Raw genomic sequence first — 23,193 nt, forward strand, 5'->3', positions numbered from 1 at the left:
CATTTTGCGTTCATGGCAGTAACTTTTCAAGCAGGGTACTGGCTCCGATGCGAAACCAATCCTTATGAATTGCTTTGTCCATGAGTAATTGAACCAGTTGAGCATATTGTTGAGCCTGAAGAGGCGTCCTAATACCTCCGGAAACCTTGATGCCACAAGAAGGGGCATAAGATGAGTCCTTAACAGCGCTGGTTATAGCAAATACTGCAGCCAGAGTGGCGCCCTGATGGATTTTTCCAGTTGAAGTTTTGAGAAACCGCCCACCCAGAGCAATGATTTCTGAGCTAAGCTGATAAATGCTTTCCATATCAGGAAAAGCGCCAGTTTCTAAAATTATTTTTAAGGTTATTTGGTTTTTTTTGCACGTTTGAATAATGACATCACAGTGATTGAACGCTTTTTGTTTATTTCCTCTTAAGTAATGCTGATAGGGTAGTACATAATCTATTTCATTAGCACCTAGTTGGATAGCGTTATCTATCTCTGCCAGGGAAACCAGCAAATCATCATTCCCAAGAGGAAAATTGATCACAGTTGCTAATTTAATTTTAGAGTTAGTCTTCAATGTATGAAGATGTTTGGGTAGTACACAAATAGCGGCAACATCATTTTGACAGGCTTGGCTCTGTAATTGATGCAACGCTTCAACAGACGTATCTGCCTCTAATAGTGTCAAATCAATGCAATGCATCAACTGCTCGTTCGAGACAGGTCTAATATCCTTGTTTGACAGGAGCTTGTCCAAGACATCATTAAAATGTTTATCCAAACTCACGATAATTCCATAATGTATTGTTTAATCAATGTATTAAGTTTTTCAGCCGCACTAGAAGCCATTTTAACAACGGATTCATGGCTATGGCTGGTTTTTGCGAGGCCAGTTGCATAATTTGTTATGGTAGCAATGACAGCGACACGCAAACCACAATGGTTAGCGACTAAAACCTCAGGCACAGTAGACATCCCCACTGCATCGGCTCCCAGCAATTTAAAGGCACGAATTTCAGCAGCTGTTTCATAGTTTGGTCCCAAGACAGAAATGTAAACTCCTTGGTGTAGTTCAATTGAGTTTTTTTTAGCAATATCCAGTAATGCACTACGCATGGTAATGTCGTAAGCATTATCTAAAGGATAAAATCTAGGGCCAAACTCATCATCATTTGGTCCAACCAGAGGATTTCCTGGTTGAAAATTGATGTGATCGGTAATCAGCATTAATTCACCTGGCCCGACTTCTTCTCTAAGGGAGCCAGAAGCATTTGTTGCAATAAAATACTGACAACCTAATAGTTTTAAAGTTCTTACATAGGTTTTTACAGTCTCATGATTTTCCATGCTTTCGTAAGTATGGGCTCTGCCTTGTAAGCAAATAACCGCAGTAGATCCATAATATCCTAAAATTAATTTGCCTCCATGTCCCTGTACTGTAGTTCTGGGAAATCCGGGAAGTTTTTCATATTCAATAGCAACAGCATCCTCTAACTCTTCGGCGAATTGACCTAAGCCTGAGCCTAATACTACACCCACTTTTGGCTTAAATGATGGACATAATTTTTGAATATATTCTGTTGCTAAATGTGGGTAACTGATAGTCGATATTGAATTCGTCATAAAATCATCCAATTAAGGGTTAAAATCAAAAGCCAAGGGTAGTAATTCATTAATTGTAATACTATGAAATATTGTTTCTTTATTACAGAGATGTACCATGGTATCAGAGGATGAAAACTCATGAATTCTTTGTCGGCATGCACCACAAGGTGAGCATAGCAAATTGTTTGCAGCTAATACCACAATGCTTTTAATTTTTCGCTCACCTGCGGTAACCATATTACAAATCGCTGAAACTTCAGCGCAAGTTGTTAACCCATAAGAAATATTTTCTACATTCACCCCTGTATAAAAGTTATTTTTATCAGTGCATATACAGGCCGCTACTGAAAATTTGGAATAGGGGGAATAAGCGTTGACAAGTACCTTACGCGCTTCGCTAATCATTTTTGCAGTTAATTTATCCATTATCACCCTCATCTTTGGCGTGCAGAATATACTAAATTAGTGCTGTAATTTACAAGCATGAGAGGATAAATCTATTTCAAGGTCTGGAGATGGTCCTTGTATTTTTACATTATGTTGCCTAGAGTGAAGTGGCTTGGTTCCATGATAGGGTTCTGGAATAGGGTTGGGCTTCAAATTAATTTTTTTCCCCAAAGTATTGCTTATTTGTTTGTAGCTTTCATCAATAGTGATATCAGGTTGAGAGTCGCCAAATTTCGATTCGAGCCAATATTCAAAGGCTAATGCTCCTACCCCAATGCATAAAATAGTTGTAATTATAAGTAAGGGTATAGTCATTACTGGAATGAAAAAAGCGACAGTGGTTGAGGTCGCCGTAATGAATCCTATTAAACTCATTGATAAAGCGTAAGACACATAGGCATTTTGACTGTCTTTGGAAAAGTTATCTTCATAACTGGGTGGGTTATTTAATTTATTGTATTCACCAATGGTCCAAATAATATTACTACCAAAGAACAGCCATCCTGAAAGTACAATCATTATCGGAGAAAAAACTGCCATCATACTGATAATCGTTGCGACGAGACCTAGAGCTGCGGCGTAAAGATATTGTTCTTTAAATTGAGCAAACTCATACCACTCTTGCTTCCTTTTATCGTGGCCGGGATAAAAATGACTTGCAATAAACCACAAACTATAGCCAACCAGATAAAACAAAAGTGAAATTAGATTCAGAGCGGAAGAAACCACGGCAATGGGAAGGTATTTGATTTTTGAAATTACAAATCCAGATATAAAGAAATAACTACTCACGTTACTTAATTTTGTATCATTGCTCACAAAATGGCATTCCAATTATTTTTTTCGTTAATATTACTTAAAAATATAGGTTTTATCCAGTAAACTGGGATTATGAACAAAGTGTATAATTATCTGTATGTAAACGGGATTAGATAATATAAAATGCAAGTCTAAATTCTATTGATAGTTCATAAGCAGGAGATCTATGTATGGAAATCCTATTTAATATTAGCAGGTAAAATGATACGAACAAGCAAACCACCTTGTTCTCTATTTTTAGCAATAATTTCTCCTTGGTGTAAAGCCACAGCTCTGGCTGCAATTGCAAGCCCTAGCCCATAGCCACCTGTTTTTTTTGTTCTGGAGGTATCCACGCGGTAGAAAGGATTAAATATTTTTTCAAGTTGATCTTCAGGAACTCCAGGTCCTTTATCACTAATATCAATATAAAATTGATTTTTGTTTTCATTATAGCTTGATGAAATAAGGACCTTTTCATCTGGAGGAGAATAGTGTGATGCATTACGAACAATATTTTCAATAGCTCTGTGTATCAGGCGTTGGTCAATATTTAATTCACAAGGTGTAATTATTCCAGCTTGTATTCTTATAGAGTTATGGCTGAACTCATAATTGGCATCACTTATAACCTGCGCAAGCAAATCAGCGATATTTGTTTGAGATAAGTGAAGCTCTGTTGTTGATTTCTCTAAACGAGCAAAATCGAGAATTTCGCCTATTAAATCATTAAGTCTGGATGTTTCCATTTCCATTCGGGAAAATTCATTATCAGCCAAATGTTTGGTTTTCTTTTTCCCTAATTCTATGGCGATTTTAAGTCGGGCTAATGGAGAACGTAATTCATGAGAAATATCCTGTATTAATCGTTCTTTGGAATGAACAAGCGCTTCTAATTGTTCAGCCATTCGATCGAATTCATTGCTTAACTCAGCAATCTCATCTTTTCTATGACCTCTGAAGCGACCAACACGCGTATTTAAATTTCCTTTAGCGATAGATTTTGCAGCCATGCCTAATGAGCGTAAAGGTTGAGTTAAATAACGTGAAAGTAAATAGCAGATAAGCCCACTGATAAATATGGCCAGAGTTAAACGAATAGTCAGTCCAGCCCATGGAATTTGTACAAAATAAGAGATAGGTTTTTCACTGACAGCCGCTAGCCGATAATATTTTCCAGAAGTTGATATGATCTCATGGCTAACAACTAATTTTCCTGTCTTAAATATGCCATCGCTCGGGAGTTCATCATTTATTAAATTTTCTGAAATTTTTTTTACATTTTCAGGTGGTTTCTGTGCTCCAATGATTTCGCCAGTGCTGGTTAGTAAATAAAGTGTCATATGACGAGAAAGACCTATTTTATCAAGCCATTTCAAAAGTGCTGATTGTTGGCCTGATTCATAAGTTGCAACAGCTGCGTTCGCATAGCTGTCCATGAACATTTCTTCTCGAGCTGGTTGTGATGATTTTTGTGCGATTTGGCTGGTAACCCATGCCGTTGTAAAGATAATTAAAATGGTAGCCAGCCAGAAAGAAACAAATATTTTCCAGTACAAACTACGCATTAAACATGTATCCAAATCCCCGGACAGTTTTCACTAAAGGTTCTCCCTGAGGATTATCACCTAATTTATTTCGTAAATTGCTGATGTGAACATCAATACTGCGGTCATAAGCGGTGTATTTTCTTCCCAAAGCATATTCAGTGAGTTCCTCTTTGGAAAATGCTTGTCCTGGTGATTTGATTAACATCTCCAAAATATTAAACTCTGCATTGGTTAATTCAAGAAATTTTCCTCCCATAGTCACGTGACGTTTGGAGCAATCTACGATGATATTGTGTTGCTCAATAATTGGTTTGGGAGTTGGGATTTTTTGAGTGCGTCTTAAAATAGCTCGCAGACGTGCGACTAACTCGCGTGGATTACAGGGTTTGGGCAAATAATCATCTGCACCAATTTCCAGCCCAACAATGCGATCGATATCGTCGCCACGCGCGGTTAACATCAATACAGGTGTTTCCAAATGCTCTCTTATTGCTTTTAATACTTCAAAGCCATTAAGTTTAGGCAACATGACGTCGAGTATAATGGCATCAAATACCTGATTTAAAGCTTTTTTAACACCATTTTCTCCATCATGCACGCATACTACATTGAAGCCTTCTGGTTCTAAATATTGGGCTAATAAGTCTGTTAGTTCTGTATCATCATCAATAATGAGAATAGAGCTGCTCATGAATTACTTATCCTTCAACAGTAGAATTTGGTTTTTCGGAAATTCTTTTATCGAGACATTCTAATAACTTTATTCTTCTCGAATCGGCATTCAGAACTTTAAATTCAAAATCATCTATGGTTATTACTTCACCTCGTTGAGGTAAGTAACCGAATTTGTTTAAAACTATGCCACCAATTGTATCATAGGTTTCGTCACTAAAATCAGTTTTGAGCTGTTCGTTAAACTCTTCTATTGGAGTATGGGCTTTGATGATATAGCAGTGGCCTTCATGTGCTTTGATGTAGGCGTCTTCATCGATATCAAATTCATCTTCTATGTCGCCAATTATTTGTTCAATGATATCTTCAATGGTAACGAAGCCTGACACCTCTCCATATTCATCAACAACAATAGCCATATGGTTTCTATTACTTCGAAACTCACTAAGCAGACTATCAAGACGTCTACTTTCAGGGACAAACGTTACCTGGCGGCAGATATCTAATAAATCAAATGATCCCATATTTTCTGGTTGATATCTTAACAAATCCTTCGCATGCAAAATGCCAACAACTTCATCAGGATTTTCACCCGTTACGGGAAAGCGTGAATGTCCGGTTTGAGTTACAATGGATATAATATGCTTAAAATCATCATCCTTATTAATACAAACCATTTGATTTTTAGGTAGCATGATATCTCGAACACGCATTTTTGAGAAAAGGATAGCCCCCTCAATCATTGCGAGGGTCTCTGAATTAATCAAGGAGCGTATTTGTGCGTCTCTTAATAAACTGACTAGTTCTTCCTGATTTTGTGGCTCTCCTTGTAAGAATTGTTTTAAACGAGAAAACCACGACCCACCATCTTCCAATTTATTCAAGTTCATTTTCCTCGACTTCATATGGATTAGCATAACCTAATTCAGCTAGTAATTTGGCTTCGAGCATTTGCATAATAGAGGCTTCTTCATCTTTTATATGATCATACCCTAATAAATGCAATACTCCATGAATCAGGATTAAAGACCAATGTTCATGCAGCGACTTATTGAATTGAGTACTTTCTGCAAGTAACACTTCAGGGCAAATAACGACGTCACCCAAAAGAGGACATTCCAACTCAATGTTCGCGGGTAGTGAGCAAGGAAACGCAAGAACATTGGTTGGTTTGTTCTTCTTTCTATAAGTGTGGTTAAGATAAGTCATTTCTTCAATATCAACCAGACGAACTGTTAGCTCGGCATCCTGCTTATGATCTCTTAGAGCAAGTGATGCCAGCTTGGTGATTTCATCTTCACTCAAAGGCAATAATTTCCCTGTAGCATTTTGTATGTCAATGTGATGGGTCATTTTTTATTCCTTTCTATCTCATTATCATAGCAATCTACGATTTTTGAAACCAAAGGATGTCTGACGACTTCACGACTGGTAAATGTATGAATGCTGATATCAGGAAAATGTCTGAATAATTGAATGGCATGCGCAAGGCCCGAGTCAATGCCTTTAGGTAAATCTACTTGAGTGATGTCACCTGTAATGACTGTTTTAGAGCCAAAACCCATGCGTGTCAGAAACATTTTCATTTGCATGATGGTGGTATTTTGAGCCTCATCCAAAATAATAAAAGATTCATTTAAAGTCCTTCCCCTCATGAAGGCTAATGGGAGAATTTCAATAATATCTGTTTGAATCAGCTTTTGAGTTTCTTTAAAGCCTATCATTTCATACAGTGCGTCATAGATAGGTCTTAAGTAAGGTAAGACTTTTTCTACCAGATCACCTGGAAGAAAACCGAGTTTTTCGCCCGCCTCTACAGCAGGCCTTACAAAAATAAGTCTTTGTACCTCGCCTTTTTCAAAACATTCTATTGCTTTGGAAACAGCCAAATAGGTTTTTCCAGTTCCGGCTGGCCCTACGGCAAAAGTAATATCATGTTTATTAATAGAGTCGAGATATGCTGCTTGCTTACTATTACGTGCAGAAATTGATTTTCGGGATAATCTGATATGGTGAGTCATTGCTGTTTGATAATCCTCATTGATTAAGACTCGTAGTGTTTTAACATCTATAGGTTCGGCAGTTAAAGGATACAATAATTTTAATACTTTTTTTATCTCTTCAAAATGGTCACTTGATTGGCCACATATTATCATATTATGATTTTTGAGTTTTATTGAAACCTTGAAGTGCTGTTCTAAAATTTTTAAGTTACTATGCAAAACTCCACACAGGTTTGCGAGTTCCCTGGTATTAAGAGGTGGTAATTTGATTATTTCACTATTTAATGTACTACTCAAAGTTTTTATAAAGATTAATGACCATACTTAAAGAATAGTGCAAAAGTACTATGTTGTGCAAGTTGTTCAAAGAAAAGGATAGTTTAGTCTTTACAACATCATATTTTTACCCCATTTTGATAATAATTAACGCGCGTTTAGCGACATAAAAGTCATAAAAGCCTTTTATGTCGAACTCACGTTAATTATGCTATACTTTGTTTTTTTTAAATTAGCTGCAATTTATGATCGATCTTCATTGTCATAGTTCTTTTTCAGACGGCGCACTAACTCCAGAAGAACTAATAAATAGAGCAAATACTTTACAAGTTCAATGCTTATCTCTTACTGATCATGATACTGTTGCAGGATATGACGCTTTATATGGTGCTGCAATCCATACAAATATTGAAATAGTTAAAGGGATAGAACTCAGTACTCGTTGGAAGAAATATGACATTCATATACTTGGTTACCAAATTAACCTCACAGCAGAATTACAAGAGTTAATTGCGCATCAAAATAAAAGTCGAATGGAGCGTGCCGAGAAAATTGGAGAGTCCTTGCATTTGGTTGGTATTGACAATGCTTATGAAAAAGCTTGTCATTTGGCTGGCCACAAACGGGTGGGACGACCTCATTTTGCCCAAGTACTGATTAATGAAGGAAAGGCAAAAGATATGAAGTCGGCTTTTAAAAATTACCTCGGGCGAGGCAAGTGTGCCTATATACCTACCTTATGGATTAGCATGCATGATGCCGTCAAATGTATATCACATTCTGGTGGACAGGCTGTAATTGCTCATCCACTTAAATATGGTTTGACGCGTTCAAAATTGCGTGAGTTAATCATGGAATTTAAAGCAGCTGGAGGTGTTGGTATGGAAGTCGTTTCTGGAGAAATGACCGCTGTACAAATTCAAGAAATAGCCGGGATGTGTGAGCGATTTCATTTGCTCGCCTCATCAGGCTCAGATTACCATAGCGACGCTCAATCTTGTATAAACCTGGGGCATCAGCGACAATTACCAATAATATGCACGCCTATTTGGCAAGAATGGAACATTAAACAGGGGACTTTATGAGTCAGTTTTTTGCTTTACATCCGGATAATCCTCAAGCACGCTTGTTGAGAAAAGCAGTTTCAATTATTGAAGAAGGGGGGCTTATCGTTTACCCGACGGATTCAGGCTATGCATTGGGCTGTAGTTTGGGCAATAAATCGGCCTTGGAGCGTATTCGCCGCTTACGTCAATTAGACAAGCATCACAATATGACTCTGGTTTGTCGTGACTTATCTCAGTTAGGCACTTATGCTAAAGTTTCTAATCCAATTTTTAGATTATTGAAGGCTTTTACTCCAGGCTCTTATACCTTTATTCTTAATGCTACACATGAAGTGCCTCGCTTGATGCTTCATCCAAAACGAAGAACCTTGGGTCTAAGAGTACCTGATAACACGATTACTTTGTCTTTATTGGAGTGTCTGGAAGCTCCTTTAATGAGTACTACCTTGATTTTGCCGGGGGCGGAAGCGCCATTAAGTGAGCCTGAAGCAATTAAAGATTTATTAGGTAACCAAATTGACTTAATTATTGATGGTGGAAATTGTGGTCATGAACCTACTACAGTAGTCGATTTAACTGGAGATTATCCGGTAATTATAAGGGAAGGAAAAGGAGACCCTGAGCCCTTTAGGTAATGGAATATAGCCAAGGTTTTGTTAGTATTTTGTGAAAGAGAATTTTATAGTACCCCTGCCAGGCTAGAGTTGACACAGTTGAATGTCATTTTGTCCGGTTAAATCTTGATTATTAATCTCATGTCTCTAATCTTGATAAAATTTAGATAAATTGTGTTTCACACAAGCATGCGATTAGATAGTCAAGAGATAAAGAGATTTTTGTATTTGAAATGGTTGATTAATTTATAACAAGAAGAGGAAATTGATGTCAGCATTGTTTACTTCCAATAAGCGAGTCGTTTCTGGAATGCGGGTCAGTGGAAGATTGCATTTAGGTCATTATCATGGTGTTTTAAAAAATTGGATAAAATTACAACATCAATACGATTGTTTCTTTTTTGCAGCGGATTGGCATGGTTTGACAACACAATATGAAGAACCTAATTTTATTGAAAAACAACTTTGGGATATGATTATTGATTGGTTAGCTTGTGGAGTTAATCCTGGCTTATGTAAGATATTTATTCAATCTTGGGTTCCAGAGCATGCTGAATTACATTTACTTTTGTCCATGATTACTCCTTTAGGATGGCTGGAACGAGTTCCTACTTATAAAGATCAGCAGGAGAAATTAAAAGAAAAAGATTTATCAACCTATGGTTTTTTGGGATATCCTTTACTACAAAGTGCTGATGTACTTTTATATCATGCGGATTATGTTCCAGTGGGCGAAGACCAAGTAGCTCATATTGAGTTAACACGAGAAATAGCCCGCCGATTTAACTATCTTTATGGCAGAGAACCTAATTTTGAGGAGCTGGCCGCTGCTGCAATCAAAAAGATGGGTAAAAAAAATGGGAAAATTTATACCGAATTACGCAGACAATTTCAGGAGCATGGCATCCACGAATCCATTCAGACAGCACAGGCGCTTTTAGAGGATCAAACTAATTTATCGATTGGAGATAAAGAGCGGTTATTGGGATATTTGGAAGGGAGTGGCAAAATTATATTAAGTGAACCACAGCCTTTGCTCACAGAGACCGCAAAAATGCCTGGCCTTGATGGACAAAAAATGTCCAAATCTTACCATAATACGATCATGCTAAGAGATGAGCCAGCTTTAGTAGAAAAGAAAATTCTGACTATGCCTACGGATCCGGCGCGTGTTAAACGTACAGATCCAGGAGAGCCTGAAAAATGTCCCGTTTGGCAATTCCATAAAGTGTATTCTAATGAGGAAGTAAAAGATTGGGTGCAAAAAGGTTGTCGAACTGCAGGGATTGGTTGTGTCGACTGTAAGAGACCTGTGATAGATGCTATTCAGCAAGAACTTAAACCAATACAGGAAGCAATTAAAGAGTATGAAGCAGATTTAGGTTCAGTAAAACGTATTGTAGCAGAAGGAAGTGAAGCAGCTAGAGAAGAAGGAAACAAGACTTTAAATACGGTCAGAGAAGTGATGGGGCTTGATTATTAATGAATATCGATTTGCAGCCTGCGCCTATAGTCAAAGCGGTGGTAGATGGTAAGGAAATTACTCAGTTTCCAGATGATTTGTATATTCCTCCTGACGCATTGGAGGTATTGCTGGATTCTTTTACGGGGCCACTAGATTTACTGCTGTATTTAATCCGCAAGCAAAATGTTGATATTCTTGATATCCCCATGACAAGTATAACCAACCAGTATTTGCAATATATCCAACTTATGGAAAATCGAAGAATGGAGCTGGCTGCTGAGTACTTATTAATGGCAGCCATGTTAGCTGAAATTAAGTCACGTTTATTATTGCCGGTTACACCAGATGTAGAAGAGGAAGAAGAAGATCCGCGCATGACTCTGGTAAGACAATTGCAAGCTTATGAGCAAATAAAACAAGCGGCTGAATTATTGGATGGATTACCAAGACAAGACAGAGATCATTTTACAATTCAGGTTAATCCAGATGAGGTTGAAGCAATTAAAGTTTATCCTGAAGTTGAGCTATCTGAGTTAGTCGAGGCTATGAAAGTTTTGCTGAAACGTGAAGAGCATTATTCTAAACATCAAGTTTCCCGGGAGTTAATGTCTGTTCGCGAACGAATGAGTCGCATTCTCTTTCAATTACAACATCAAAAAATTTTGGAATTTAGTCAATTATATACTCTTGAAGAGGGAAGGATGGGTTTGGTTGTGAGTTTTTTAGCTGTCCTTGAACTGGCTAAGCAGTCCTTATTGGTCATTACGCAAACTCAGCCATTTTCACCTATACATTTGCAGGCTGCGTAAAATAATGATTGACAATGAATTAAAAAATATTGTTGAAGCTTTGGTATTATCCAGTAATGAACCTGTTGCTTTAGAAAAAATTCAAGAGACTTTTGATGAGTGGCAAAGACCAACATTAGAAGATTTGCAGGCTATAATAGAGAGCTTAAAAGCGGATTATTCTTCTCGTGCTTTTGAGCTTATCCAGGTTGCAAGTGGTTTTAAGGTACAGACGAAATCGAAATACGCTACCTGGGTTGCTCGTCTCCAAATCGAGAAGCCAGCAAAATATTCGCGTGCATTGCTTGAAACTTTGGCAATAATTGCTTATAAGCAACCTGTTACGCGTGCTGATATTGAAGAAATTAGAGGAGTTGCCGTTAACAGTCAGATTATAAAAACGTTAATGGAGAGGGAATGGATTCGCATAGCAGGCTATAAGGATGTAGCAGGAAAACCAGCTGTTTATACGACGACAAAAGAATTTTTAAATTACTTTAACTTAAATTACTTAAGCGAACTTCCTCCCTTACCTGAAATAATGGATACATTAACCTTGCATGAGGCAACCCAACCTATAAAAGAGTGTTTACAAAATGAGCAGTGAAAGATTACAGAAAATATTAAGTCAAGCCGGACTTGGATCTCGTCGTGAAATGGAGCGGTGGATTGATAATGGTTGGGTGCAGGTTAATGGCAAACCGGCTAAGCTGGGAGACTCCGCTAGCCCTCATGATAAAATCAGCGTCAAAGGAAAGTTGATTCCTAATCCTTTAAAAGTCAAACAAAATATCCGAGTTCTTCTTTACCATAAACCCGTAGGTGAAGTTTCTAGCCGGCATGATCCAAAATTTGAAAAAACAGTATTTGATAATCTACCGCACCTTAGACAGGGGCGTTGGGTGCAAGTGGGGCGCCTGGATTTAAATACTTCCGGCTTACTCATTTTTACTAATAATGGCGAATTGGCTAATCAACTCATGCATCCCAAATACGGTTTGGAAAGGGAGTATGCTGTACGAGTTCATGGTCAAGTCAGCCAGGAATCATTAAATAACTTATTAAAAGGGGTTATGTTGGATGATGGTTTGGCAAAATTTACCAAAATTCAATTTCGGGGAGGAGAAGGAACAAATTCCTGGTATCATGTAACCCTTAATGAAGGAAGAAATAGAGAAGTGCGTCGGCTATGGGAGTCTCAAGGTGTTGAGGTTAGTCGATTAATAAGAATCCGTTATGGTAAGCTTGCTATGCCAAGATTTTTATCCAGAGGGCAGTTTTATGAACTTACCCCAAAAGAAGTTACCGAATTTCTTGATTCTTTACCCCAAGAATTGTCTTAAATGATTTAAAATCATTGGCTCAATAGCAATCTGATGCTGTATTTACTGTTTTGAAAGGAATTAGGATTTTCTGGACAGTTGTTTTTGATTAATTCTATTTTTTTTGAGATAAGATCGCAAACGATTGCTAATTTTTGTTTCCAAGACTCATTTGTTCGGTAATTTCAGTGTCGACCATATCATTCACTTCCTTTTCTGAAAAGAAAGGGCGAATTCCGGTAAAATGAACAACTTGCTTAAAAATATCTTTGGGGAGCATACTTAAATAACTTGCTCTATCTGAATAGGCACTGACAAAGCCTTTTAACATGGGAGTCATTTCTTTGTTTAGAGGAGGATATTTTGCAACCAATTCCCGCAGAGAAATCAGGTGGCTGGTATCCTGGCTTATAATTTCTTTTAACATTTTTTTTGTGTGCGGAGTAATCGAATCGGAGGCAAGAATTTTTCTGTAATCGTTGTCGATAACTCTGATTTCTCTGAACGATTCGAGTCTTGAGTTTTGAGTCCCTCCCGTTAATAAGTAAATGAGTAAACATCCTGTTAAGAATGATGAATTATTATCAAATTGGTTTGATTCATTACAATCATCAACAAGACCAATACAACCTAATTCAGGATATATTTGTATTCGAGCCAGTGGGGCTTGAGCAGAGTATAAAGAACTTCGAGAAAACTTTACCTCAAATGTTTGGGGGTTAATGTAAAGATCGCTAATATCAAACAGTGGGGCTTGTCTATTATCTTTTTCATTAAGGCTTTCATTTTGGCTCAAATCTAACAAGCATGTAATGATCTTTTGCAAAATACATAGAGCATCTTTCTCTGACATGAGAAGTTCTTGTTTTTCCTTTTCAGAAAATTTTATAGCCAAATCTTCTACATATTTTTTTAAAGAAATGAAAGTTGGTAGATATTCTTCTACAACAACCAGACATTCATTACCATTTGATTGAAAGATTTCATGTATTTTAACAGTTGCATCTGAACTATCATTGAACTGAGCTTTAAGATCCTCTATGAATTGGTGGGCATTATTAACATCATGTAAATCAATAATTTTAAGCACCACTTTTGTATTATTGTCATCTGAAAGAAAGTATATGATTCCATTGTAATTTTCATCAGCATTTAATCTTCTGGTAATTCTATAGCTGTTAAATATTATTGGGTACAATGGACTGTATTTTTTAAACCAGTCATAAAATTCTGTGGCAGAATGAAACACGTAATTCTCTCGGTTATTTTTATGGTGCTATTGTACTTAATTTAATCCAGTCAGAAAATAATTACTACATTACATGTAAATTTAAAACTTTGCATAAAGAAATCTTTTCTTTCATGTTAAAATTCGTAATCTTACAGATTTATTTGCTACCTTGTGTTTATTATGAGGCCAATAATTTGAAGAAGCAGGGTGTGCATTGAACTTTATTTGCCCTAAAAACTGCACCAAAATTTGGTTTAAATCATTCAATATTAGAAAATCTGCTCCAGATTATTTGCCCCATGAGTTTGAAGAGAGCTCTAATGCCTAATTCATCAGATGCTTTAAGGCGTGTCGAAAATCACCTTGCCTTGACTACGTGTGAAGATATAAAAAACATCATGCAACCTTTGCTTACAAAACACGGTATGACAGTCTTTAATTATTATCGAATCTATTTTGATAGTTCTGTCATCAGACTTTCTACAGATCAAAAATGGACTGAACATTATTTTAAAATGAACTACCTGGAAACGCTGACTATTCCAGAATCCTATTTAAAAAAACCGCTGAATTATTATTTATGGCTACTAGATGACTGTCCTTTGATGCTCCAGGATGCCGCAATAAATTTCGACATGGCCAATGGTATATCTATTGCTAAAATAAACCATGATTCTATAGAGTATTTTTGTTTTGCAAGCAGACGTGATAATACAAGTATTGTCAATAACTTTTATCTCAATAACTTAGATGTACTGAAACAATATAGTCTTTACTTTAAAGATCAATTTAATTCAATAATAAGTCAATTCGAAAAAAATAAAATAATACTCCCCTATAATGCCAGTTGTTGTCACCGCAACAAAATCAATAAAGAGCTAAAAAAATCCCTTCTTTCTCCTCGGCAAAAGGATTGTGCAAAACTCTTGTTGCAAGGAATGAGTTATAAAGAAATTGGGAAAATACTCCAATTATCAGCAAGAACTGTTGAAACCCATGTTAATCAATTAAAAACAAAATTGGAATGTGATAATAAAGCTGAGTTGATTATTCAATTGAACGGCATCATTACAAGATAAATAACCATTTTATCCGTGATTTTACGGATATTCTCTGAATGTTGCTTTAAGTATTCTTTATGTTTTTAAACAAGAGAGTATTTAAATGCTGAATAAGGCCGAACTCCAAATTCTTTTCCCAGATTGGATAGCACAATCGCTTCTAGTCTCAACGTAAAGCATTACGAACAAGTAGGGAATAATCCCCAAATAAAAATAGCTTAATCACATTTGTCTATAAATGCGGTTTGAGGGATATCCGAATACAACAAGGCCTGATTTTTTTGCTATGAGCATAATTTATAAAATTTTAGAGTATTAGTTTCAAATTGAACAAAATATGCAAGAACAATCAAGGGTGAAATGAAATTACGATAATGCATTAAAAAAGAGAATGTTGTAAATGAAAGAAAAAATGATATTAGATAAGTCAAATATTGCAAATGCTATTTTTAGAAATCTTTCGGCAAATGAAATCAGGAGAGTCAAAGGTGTATCGCATATTTTTTATGAGCACGCCACTGAGTATTTGATAGGTAATCTTAAGAATGAAAGTTTTCACCTTAGTCGAGTTGTTCCACCTTCTGATGTGATACAAAGAGAGCAAAAAATTGAATTTTGTGCCAAATCCTTGCAAGCACTTATTTGTAGTATATCTAAAGGAGAAGAGGGAAAATCTGAGAATTTGCATAAATTTAATAATATGATGGAAAAAATACGCAGTGCTGTACAATCTAACCTGGGTCTAAGTCGTGTTCAAAGAGAAACATATGAAACTTTCCATCCCATTTATGTCAAACTCGGAGCGCCTGTTTTCCCAATTAATGAGGAGGGGCAACTTGATCCAGGCAGCATTGTTTATCGAACTGCGCCTGTTAAAGGCAGCGATGAACGAAAATCATCATGGGTTATATTATTAAAAGATGACTCAAAAGAAGATGGGCTTTCCATTTGTTTTGATACGAAGTTTCGCAAATATCTTCTGCACATAGATGGATCAGGCCACGTTACTTCTCAATTAACACTTAGATGGACTGCTATTTATGACGATTTATTGCCGGATAAGGCCGCACAGCAACCACTTAGAGCCTTTACTCCTTGGCAGAGGCATGCTGAGGCAAATTTTTTTAATGGACGCTCGACCAATAAAATATTGGGATTATTAACAAAAAATTATCCCGAAATATTCAACTATGATCCTACCTCTTACTTTAAAGAAGAACCTGTCTTTAGTGTTGAATTAAATAGAAATGCTCCACAGAAGCTGTCAACAGATAAAAAAAATATTTATTTAACTTTAGATGAATCTTTTTTTAAAAAGCCAGATGGTTTTGAAGCTGGTTTAAACAGGCAGCCAATATTGGCTGTGATAAAAACAAGTTCCCCATTGAGAGGAGATTGTTTTTCTGTGGTGCCAGCCATTTACGAAAAACAGCAGCTTCATATTTTAATTAAGGGACATCAACAACACACCCAAGTTGTTGATGTTTTTCATGCAAATTTTAAAACGGCAGAACTTCAATCTTGGGAGTTGCTTGACGATGTTTCGATTTTCAGAAAATCCTCAAGAGAATACAAACCTGAATTAATTGATTTAAATCTTTTATCCAATCAACAATCGGAGTTAATGTCTCATGTTTCAACAGCGCCGATGGTAAGAGGAAGCGGGCCTGGCGCCCGTCAATATTGGTTGAATGGGTTTTTCAAAAGCACAGTTTATAGTGAAATGATTGTAATAGCTGAAATTTTCAATAGACGGTTTATGAGCACACCGCTAGCGTCCTTGGAGCAAACACTTAATCATTCAGACGCAACAAAAAGCTTTTATCGATTGCAATTTAGTCGTCAGGAATTAGAAAAGGCTAAAGAGTTTGTTTTTCAGTTGGCTATCCCCAATGAATTTTCCAAGCAAGAAGATTTTGACTTTTTTTATGGTGAGCACGGCAATAAATTAGAAGAAATAACAAAGCTTGCTATTCTCATGTTAAAAAGAATGGTGCCCAAAGAGTTTCATCATAAAATTCGTATTGGTATTAATATGTGTTGTCCTGCTGCATCAGTGGAAAATATTGGTTCAGGATTTGGTTTACGCAATAAGCCTGATTTTATAGAGCGCATTGTTAAAGCGATAAAGGATACTGATTCAAACCTGAAAGTTGAATTTAAAACTTTAATGTTATCGCATGAAGATAGCTATGGTGATGGTAATCAAACATCTGGTAGCACAAAAAATATCTCGGAAGTTCAAAATGAACGTCTCACACGAATAGTTTCCAAAACGAAAGCGGATAGATTAGTGTATCAAGGAAAGCCACGCAATATTGAAGCTTATAACGGTGATGCTGTGTCAAGCATTATTAGAGAGGCTAAGACACCAAAGGAATTCCAGTTTGGGTATAGCGGGATGGTGGCTACTATTACAAATCATGATATACACCAATTAGGTTATAAGGTTGTCGGTGAGCCACATTACAGTGTACAAAGTATTCTTGAAAAAATAAAAAAACAATTAGGGGAAGTTCCAATTGAATTTGAAGTGATGCTGGGTCGAGTTTTGCTGGGTTCAGCATGGGTATTACAAGGACGATATGCCAGTGACGCAGAAATCCTTTTGCATACTTTGCTTCAGGCAGCGATTGAGCAAGAATGGGCTGAAGGAATGGGACGATATGGTGTGGATATATATCAAATTCAAATTCTCTATAATATTAGGCATATAACTAATGATAATTATAGGAATTATCTAATTAATAAAATAATTAATGCTCAATCTACGGAGGAAATAATTGATAAGGTATTTGAACAATACCTAAGCATTAAGAAACGAGGGGAATGCAATATTTTACAGCTCCATAGACTTGAGCAAGCTGTGTTTGCTGCAATACCTGATAACAAGGTTCTGCAACAATACAAATTAATTACAGAGCCTAAATCAAAATTGAGGACGGGTTTTCAATTTTTCTCAAATCAAGATGACAAGCAAACATTTGAGGAAAAATCTGTCTTTGTTCCTTAAGACAGTATTGTGCATTAATAGCTACTCATACTTTAAAAATTAAATATAAACTTATAGTTCTTTATAGGAAATAACGAGAAAGATGAAAAATAATAAGCCTGTAATCACTGTTGATTTAAATGATCCGGTTAAGTGCTTGGAAAATCTTGAAAAGGCTTTCCAGACTGGTACTTTTATTCTAAAAAACTCGCCGGTGAATTTCAGAAGATTAGAGAGGGTTTTATCTAATCTGGATACATTTTACAATTTGGATTTTAAAACCAAAATAGATATTTCCGGACAAATTTCAGGTGGTGGTGCAACCAGAGGCTATTTTCCCCTGGGTGTAGAAAGTGGTCTTGTTGATGTATTTGAAAAAAAAGAATCTTATTCGTTTGGTTGGCCTGATAATGAAATCCCGGATTCAGATGCCTCAAATTTATCATTAGTCGCTCCCAATATCTATCCTGATCATGGTTATATCAACCCAGATGATATTAATGGATTGATAAAAGATTTTGCCAATACAGCAAAAAAATTATCCAGGTTAATTGAAATCATCCTCTTCAATGGAAAAACTGTTTTACCTATCGATGAATCTTCAGATTTTCAATCGTTGTTACGAAGCTTCAGGTATTACAAAAAGACAGAATTTGATCCTCCTAATACAGGAGCAAATTCGCTTCACACAGATTGGAACCTGATTACTTTGGTATATGCAGATGCGGATGGGTATCAATATAGAGATAATGAGGGCAACTTTCAAAACATAATCCCTGAAACGGATGATTGCCTTATAGTTAATTTTGGAGATTTTTTATCAGCTTGGACTGGTGGAAAAATTATTAGTCCTTGGCATCAGGTAGTTGAGGCAAAGAAAAAAGATGTAAGAAATTCTCTGGTCTTCTTCTATTATCCAGCAGCCTCTAGCTCAGCCGTTAAAAATCCTATATATAATCAAGGTGAACCTCTAAGTTTGTTTGTTGATCAGTCTGATCCTTTAAACAGGTTATGGGACTTTTCTAAAATAAGAACTATGAATGAAATGTATGCAGAAAAATGGAAACAAGTGAGTAGAAGATAGGGTTCTGTTTAAGACATTAAGCAATGATTTTCATAACAAAAAATAAAAAATACTCTTGGCTGGGATATTTTTTGTTCCCAAAAAAATAGGGTTATGCTGTACATTAGGAATCATTGCTCTTCTTCTAATCTCAAGAGGGATTAGATTTTAGTATATTTACAAATGAGCTCACTTGTCTCAAGAATATGGCCTTGCATAGCATATTCAACGTCTTTCTTTGTTGCTTTTTCATCCAGAGATAAAAAGGTATCCAAAGCATATAACCTAAAATAATATCGATGTGTTCCGCTTGGTGGGCATGGTCCGCCGTAACCTGTTTTGCCCCAACTATTCTTAACGCTTATCGCTGAGTCGGGTACATCTATCGCTGCATCCAGTTCGTTATAACTTGCCGGTATGTTGAATAAAACCCAGTGAACCCATAATCCTCCTAACGCATCCGGATCATCCATAATTAATACATAGGATTGGGTATTTGGCGGGGCGTTTCCCCACTCGAGCGGTGGAGGGCGATCCAATCCATGGCAAGTAAATTCATCAGGAATAAAATCGTTATGTTCAAATGCCGGGCTTGTTAATAATAAACTCAAAATACTCTCCTTGTCTCTCGGATACAGCATTGTGAATCTTAATCTTTTATTATTTTTCCTTATTACACTTAAATTATATTAGCATGGTAATTTTGGATCTGCCATTCATCAAAGTCATCAAGAAATTGAAAATATTATTCTCTTCATTGACTCTTGCTCCTACTACTCATTAGTATATAAATCTCTTAAATATTTGCCCCATCTGGAGAGTTTTAATGAAGGATTTATTAGTTTATTGTTTATTTTTTATTTTTTCTTCATTAATTAATGTAGTTTGGGCTGATACTAATTTATGCATTGCTATAAATAATTTTGGTACAGTGCCAATCAATGTTTCTGGTGCTAATTCATTAGAAGAGCACATAGTCAAACCTAGAGAAACATTAATTTTGCCTGAAAAAGAAGTTTCTGCTGCCTGTTTTCCTGATTGGGGCTGTGATGTCTTTATTATTCCAATCGAGCAAAATGCTAAAGGATTATACCTTAAGCAGCTTCCTAAAGGATCTCGTATTATTTATAGTCAGACTGATCTATATTATGTGAATCGAACTGCTAATGTTCCATGCATACCAGACCTCTGATTCTTTGATATTGTCCTATGTAAATAAGAAGGTATCTATCTTGACATCTTACGAAGAAAAAAAGATTAAAATTCCAGGTTTTACTATTGCTCTTAAAATTTGGAATTCAGAAAACCCCAATCCAGTATTGTGTTTGCATGGTAAAATGGATAATGCGGCAAGTTTTGATTTGCTAGCGCCATTGTTACCTGACAGACAATTAGTTGCGGTGGATTATCCTGGAACAGGACTGTCAAGCCACTATCCTGAGGGTGTTGTTCCTCATTGGAAAAATGATGCTTTTCTCATGTGCCATCTTATCAAGGCATTGGGATGGCAGAGTTTTGATATTATTGCTCACTCATTAGGTTCTTTTTTAGCAACTGTTCTAGCCATTGCTCAACCTAAACAAGTCAATAAACTGGTATTTTTAGATATTTTAGGACCAACGGTTCATTTTATCGAGAACAGTATGGCTTATTTACCCCTAAATATCGAGGGCTATTTAATATCTGGGAAACAACCAAGAACTGTATTTGCAAGTCGGGATGCTGCGATAAAAGACCGTATGAATATTGGTAATATAAGCTATCAAGCAGCTCAAGCTTTAGTTCAAAGAGGCACAAAACAAGATAAAGAAGGTTGGGTTTGGACATTTGATCCCCGATTACGTTGTATTAGCTCGACTATTCCCCATGAAGATGAAGTTCGAGCTATGTTTCGTGCTATTGACGTGCCAGTTTGTCTTATTCTCGCCAACCAAGGTGTATCTTATCCCGACTCTGTTTTTAAAGGGCGTTCCCAAGCAATAAAAAATTTAACTGTCCATAGAGTAAAGGGAGGACATCATGTGCACATGGATGATCCTGCCGCTGTCGCAGAAATTATTTCTCAATATTTAAGTTCTAAATAAAATGGGTTTATTAAAAAATAACTCGTATAAATGAGCACTTGTTCTTAATTTGATGTGGAAATGATTGATAATGAATGATTTTATGCTGTATAATTGTTCAATCTATTTAATTGTGGAGCATTAATATGCCTAGATGGTTTAGAAGAATAGTAGATGAGGGAGAAAGGCTGTTTGTTGAAGTAACTGATGAATTGCGAGATGAAAGTGAAGTGCATAAAGCAGTAAGTCAGTTACACTTACGTGTTGGACAAATTTTAAATGCCAATCGATCAAGACTTGAAAAACCGGTTATTGAAGCAGCTGAAGGTTTTCTTCATGATCTAGGGGTCATCCTGGAAGAAGATTCCAGGTTGAGATTTCCTCATGCACCAATAAACCAATATCTACTCGCTGATAAGTGCACCGATATTATATACAGCTATAAACCTTCTTTGGAGTCAGCTCCAGGAATTTGGAATCAGATCAAGGCTCATATCAATAACTTTATTGAAATAATCTTTGGTTTAGAGAATGTTTTACCAACGGCTCAGACTATGTTTGCAAAAGATGTGAATTTCACCATGTGCAAAAGAAATCTTTCCAGGTTAAAGGAGTCACTTGAAAGTGATGCACCTAGTTTGTTGTCTGTGCTGGTTAGTTGTTAAATCGTCTTTGGATTTAATTAATTTCCATACACATTAAACTTTCTTGAATGACCAGATACTGTATCGATATGCATTGTCTTGGTCATCCTGGTGTCTGGTTAACAGTGATAAAACCTAGGTAGGTGACTCAATTAGTTCCTTTCCATCCTCTTTCTTTAAGCTGGTAAATACCAATCCTGAAAAAATTGTAAGTATCCCTAAAGCAAAAAAGGTTAGATGAAAAATCTTAACTGTTAAAACAAAATGCTGCGAAATCTGGACAGTGAATAAACTCACCAGCAGGGCAGAAATTGCTACCCCAAAACTTTGGGATAACTGTTGGACTGTACTCATAATACTTGTTGCATAGCTCATATCATTATCGTCAATATTCGCATACGCAAGAGAGTTCATCCCTGTGTATTGTAACGCAATGAAAAATCCATAAAGAAATGTTAAAAAACCAATGTAGATGACAGAAGTACTTTGATTGATGGTGGCAAAGGACCATAAAGAAAAACAAACTAAAGCTGTATTTAAAATGAGTAATTTTTTATAGCCTAATTTTCGTAAGATAGAGAATGATAATGGCTTAACCAGGAACACACCCAATGCTACTGGCGTTAGTAACAATCCTGACAACTGGGGGGAGTATTCTAAAATAATTTGAAAGAGTAATGGCAATAAAAAGGGGATTCCCCCGAAACTTAAACGAGTTAATAAATTTCCAAATACCGCAATACGAAATGTTCTTATATTTAATAAAGTAACTTTTATTATAGGATTACTCTTGTTACGAGAATGTCTGGTATATCCAATTAACAGTAAGGCAGATAAAAGGATAATTAAAACAGAGTAGCTGATATCTGCTTTAGTCTCACTAAACAGAGATAAACCTAAAGTTAAGAAGGCCAGGCCGGCTCCAAACAATACAAATCCTGATTTATCCAAAGGCGGGACTGATCTGGGCAGGATAGTTGGAAGCAGTTTATGAGATAAAAACATAGCGATTATGCCAACAGGGATATTAACCCAAAATATCCAGCGCCATGAAAAATAATCAGTAATAATACCGCCCAGCAAGGGACCAAGTAGCATGCCTAGAGATGCAATCATGACGACTATACTCATCTTTGTGATTAATTCGTGACGCTTACAAGTTCTGAGAATAATTAAACGTCCAACAGGCACGGTTAGTGAGCCGCCCAAACCTTGTATAATTCTAGCTAATACCAATTCCCAAAGGCTTTGAGTGAATCCACACCATAAGGAACTTAAGGTAAAGACACCGATAGCAGCTATAAATACCTTTTTTACACCATATTTATCAGCAATCCATCCACTTATAGGAATAAAGATTGCCAAACTTAAAAGATAGCTAATGAGCGCAAGTTTGAGATCAATGGGATTGACCTCTAAACTATGAGCAATCACAGGGATTGCTGTGTTGAGAATAGTTGTATCAATCGCCTCCATAAACATGGCGCATGATACAATAAACATAATAATATTTTTCTTCATAATGCCTGTTTTATAGAAGTTAG

At 36.3% G+C, this 23,193-nt stretch carries 24 protein-coding genes; 12 read left to right on the top strand and 12 right to left on the bottom strand.

All coding sequences use genetic code 11. The annotated features are described in order from the left end of the window. Positions 1–10: 10 nt before the first annotated feature. The 9 genes from deoC to OQJ02_RS06695 all read right to left on the bottom strand — a co-directional run bounded on the left by deoC (position 11) and on the right by OQJ02_RS06695 (position 7,216). Positions 11–775 (bottom strand): deoxyribose-phosphate aldolase, encoded by a 765-nt coding sequence (gene deoC, locus OQJ02_RS06655; RefSeq protein ID WP_265718435.1) that lies wholly within the window; start codon positions 773–775, stop codon positions 11–13. Beyond that, entirely contained in the window at positions 772–1,611 is an 840-nt protein-coding gene (locus OQJ02_RS06660; protein WP_265718436.1) for a purine-nucleoside phosphorylase, read from the bottom strand. Before OQJ02_RS06660 ends, deoC begins: the two co-directional genes overlap by 4 nt. Before the next feature lie 12 nt (positions 1,612–1,623). Further along, the gene (cdd, locus tag OQJ02_RS06665) at positions 1,624–2,019 is read right to left on the bottom strand and encodes a cytidine deaminase (RefSeq protein WP_265718437.1); all 396 of its coding nucleotides are present in this window, start codon (positions 2,017–2,019) and stop codon (positions 1,624–1,626) included. 36 nt (positions 2,020–2,055) lie between these two features. Next, a complete protein-coding gene (locus OQJ02_RS06670; RefSeq protein WP_265718438.1) occupies positions 2,056–2,859 on the bottom strand; it encodes a hypothetical protein in 804 nt (267 codons plus the stop codon). A gap of 179 nt (positions 2,860–3,038) precedes the next feature. Then, positions 3,039–4,406 (bottom strand): two-component system sensor histidine kinase CpxA, encoded by a 1,368-nt coding sequence (cpxA, locus tag OQJ02_RS06675; protein ID WP_265718439.1) that lies wholly within the window; start codon positions 4,404–4,406, stop codon positions 3,039–3,041. Then, on the bottom strand, positions 4,399–5,079 hold the full coding sequence (gene cpxR / locus OQJ02_RS06680; protein WP_265718440.1) for a two-component system response regulator CpxR: 681 nt from the start codon (positions 5,077–5,079) through the stop codon (positions 4,399–4,401). The genes cpxA and cpxR overlap by 8 nt, the downstream gene beginning before the upstream one ends. Positions 5,080–5,086: 7 nt before the next feature. After that, positions 5,087–5,977: an HlyC/CorC family transporter gene (locus OQJ02_RS06685; protein WP_265718441.1), complete on the bottom strand. Its 891-nt coding sequence runs from the start codon at positions 5,975–5,977 to the stop codon at positions 5,087–5,089. Next, a complete protein-coding gene (gene ybeY, locus OQJ02_RS06690; RefSeq protein ID WP_265718442.1) occupies positions 5,937–6,413 on the bottom strand; it encodes an rRNA maturation RNase YbeY in 477 nt (158 codons plus the stop codon). Before ybeY ends, OQJ02_RS06685 begins: the two co-directional genes overlap by 41 nt. Then, complete coding sequence (locus OQJ02_RS06695) at positions 6,410–7,216, bottom strand: PhoH family protein (protein WP_265718443.1); 807 nt, start codon at positions 7,214–7,216, stop codon at positions 6,410–6,412. Before OQJ02_RS06695 ends, ybeY begins: the two co-directional genes overlap by 4 nt. 368 nt (positions 7,217–7,584) lie before the next feature. On the opposite strand from OQJ02_RS06695, the gene OQJ02_RS06700 reads away from it, so the two are divergent. The 6 genes from OQJ02_RS06700 to rluB all read left to right on the top strand — a co-directional run bounded on the left by OQJ02_RS06700 (position 7,585) and on the right by rluB (position 12,616). Next, entirely contained in the window at positions 7,585–8,424 is an 840-nt protein-coding gene (locus OQJ02_RS06700) for a PHP domain-containing protein (protein ID WP_265718444.1), read from the top strand. Next, positions 8,421–9,041, top strand: coding sequence for an L-threonylcarbamoyladenylate synthase (locus tag OQJ02_RS06705; RefSeq protein WP_011946451.1), 621 nt, complete (start codon positions 8,421–8,423; stop codon positions 9,039–9,041). The genes OQJ02_RS06700 and OQJ02_RS06705 overlap by 4 nt, the downstream gene beginning before the upstream one ends. A gap of 247 nt (positions 9,042–9,288) precedes the next feature. Continuing rightward, positions 9,289–10,503 carry a tryptophan--tRNA ligase gene (locus tag OQJ02_RS06710; protein ID WP_265718445.1) on the top strand — a complete coding sequence of 405 codons (1,215 nt, stop codon included), beginning with the start codon at positions 9,289–9,291 and terminating at the stop codon, positions 10,501–10,503. After that, on the top strand, positions 10,503–11,294 hold the full coding sequence (locus tag OQJ02_RS06715; protein ID WP_265718446.1) for a segregation and condensation protein A: 792 nt from the start codon (positions 10,503–10,505) through the stop codon (positions 11,292–11,294). Before OQJ02_RS06710 ends, OQJ02_RS06715 begins: the two co-directional genes overlap by 1 nt. Positions 11,295–11,298: 4 nt before the next feature. Continuing rightward, on the top strand, positions 11,299–11,880 hold the full coding sequence (scpB, locus tag OQJ02_RS06720) for an SMC-Scp complex subunit ScpB (protein ID WP_265718447.1): 582 nt from the start codon (positions 11,299–11,301) through the stop codon (positions 11,878–11,880). Then, positions 11,870–12,616 carry a 23S rRNA pseudouridine(2605) synthase RluB gene (gene rluB / locus OQJ02_RS06725; protein WP_265718448.1) on the top strand — a complete coding sequence of 249 codons (747 nt, stop codon included), beginning with the start codon at positions 11,870–11,872 and terminating at the stop codon, positions 12,614–12,616. The genes scpB and rluB overlap by 11 nt, the downstream gene beginning before the upstream one ends. Positions 12,617–12,743: 127 nt before the next feature. Here the strand turns inward: rluB and OQJ02_RS06730 are convergent, their stop codons facing one another. Beyond that, positions 12,744–13,844 carry a hypothetical protein gene (locus OQJ02_RS06730; protein ID WP_265718449.1) on the bottom strand — a complete coding sequence of 367 codons (1,101 nt, stop codon included), beginning with the start codon at positions 13,842–13,844 and terminating at the stop codon, positions 12,744–12,746. Positions 13,845–14,146: 302 nt separating this feature from the next. On the opposite strand from OQJ02_RS06730, the gene OQJ02_RS06735 reads away from it, so the two are divergent. The 3 genes from OQJ02_RS06735 to OQJ02_RS06745 all read left to right on the top strand — a co-directional run bounded on the left by OQJ02_RS06735 (position 14,147) and on the right by OQJ02_RS06745 (position 18,963). Beyond that, a complete protein-coding gene (locus OQJ02_RS06735) occupies positions 14,147–14,905 on the top strand; it encodes a response regulator transcription factor (RefSeq protein WP_265718450.1) in 759 nt (252 codons plus the stop codon). Between the two features lie 382 nt (positions 14,906–15,287). Then, positions 15,288–17,900: a lpg1449 family Dot/Icm T4SS effector gene (locus OQJ02_RS06740; protein ID WP_265718451.1), complete on the top strand. Its 2,613-nt coding sequence runs from the start codon at positions 15,288–15,290 to the stop codon at positions 17,898–17,900. 82 nt (positions 17,901–17,982) lie between these two features. After that, positions 17,983–18,963 carry a 2OG-Fe(II) oxygenase family protein gene (locus OQJ02_RS06745; RefSeq protein WP_265718452.1) on the top strand — a complete coding sequence of 327 codons (981 nt, stop codon included), beginning with the start codon at positions 17,983–17,985 and terminating at the stop codon, positions 18,961–18,963. Positions 18,964–19,103: 140 nt separating this feature from the next. On the opposite strand, the gene OQJ02_RS06750 is transcribed toward OQJ02_RS06745, so the two are convergent. After that, positions 19,104–19,553 carry a YbhB/YbcL family Raf kinase inhibitor-like protein gene (locus tag OQJ02_RS06750; protein ID WP_265718453.1) on the bottom strand — a complete coding sequence of 150 codons (450 nt, stop codon included), beginning with the start codon at positions 19,551–19,553 and terminating at the stop codon, positions 19,104–19,106. Positions 19,554–19,768: 215 nt separating this feature from the next. On the opposite strand from OQJ02_RS06750, the gene OQJ02_RS06755 reads away from it, so the two are divergent. From OQJ02_RS06755 to OQJ02_RS06765, 3 genes are all read left to right on the top strand, one after another. After that, complete coding sequence (locus OQJ02_RS06755; RefSeq protein WP_265718454.1) at positions 19,769–20,134, top strand: hypothetical protein; 366 nt, start codon at positions 19,769–19,771, stop codon at positions 20,132–20,134. 40 nt (positions 20,135–20,174) lie between these two features. After that, positions 20,175–21,026, top strand: a complete 852-nt coding sequence (locus tag OQJ02_RS06760) for an alpha/beta fold hydrolase (protein ID WP_265718455.1) — start codon at positions 20,175–20,177, stop codon at positions 21,024–21,026. A gap of 125 nt (positions 21,027–21,151) precedes the next feature. After that, positions 21,152–21,670, top strand: a complete 519-nt coding sequence (locus OQJ02_RS06765; protein WP_106183743.1) for a hypothetical protein — start codon at positions 21,152–21,154, stop codon at positions 21,668–21,670. A 114-nt stretch (positions 21,671–21,784) separates the two neighbouring features. Here the strand turns inward: OQJ02_RS06765 and OQJ02_RS06770 are convergent, their stop codons facing one another. Then, on the bottom strand, positions 21,785–23,170 hold the full coding sequence (locus OQJ02_RS06770; protein ID WP_265718456.1) for an MFS transporter: 1,386 nt from the start codon (positions 23,168–23,170) through the stop codon (positions 21,785–21,787). Between the last annotated feature and the right edge of the window lie 23 nt (positions 23,171–23,193).

Source organism: Legionella sp. PATHC032 (assembly GCF_026191185.1).
Lineage (GTDB): Bacteria > Pseudomonadota > Gammaproteobacteria > Legionellales > Legionellaceae > Legionella.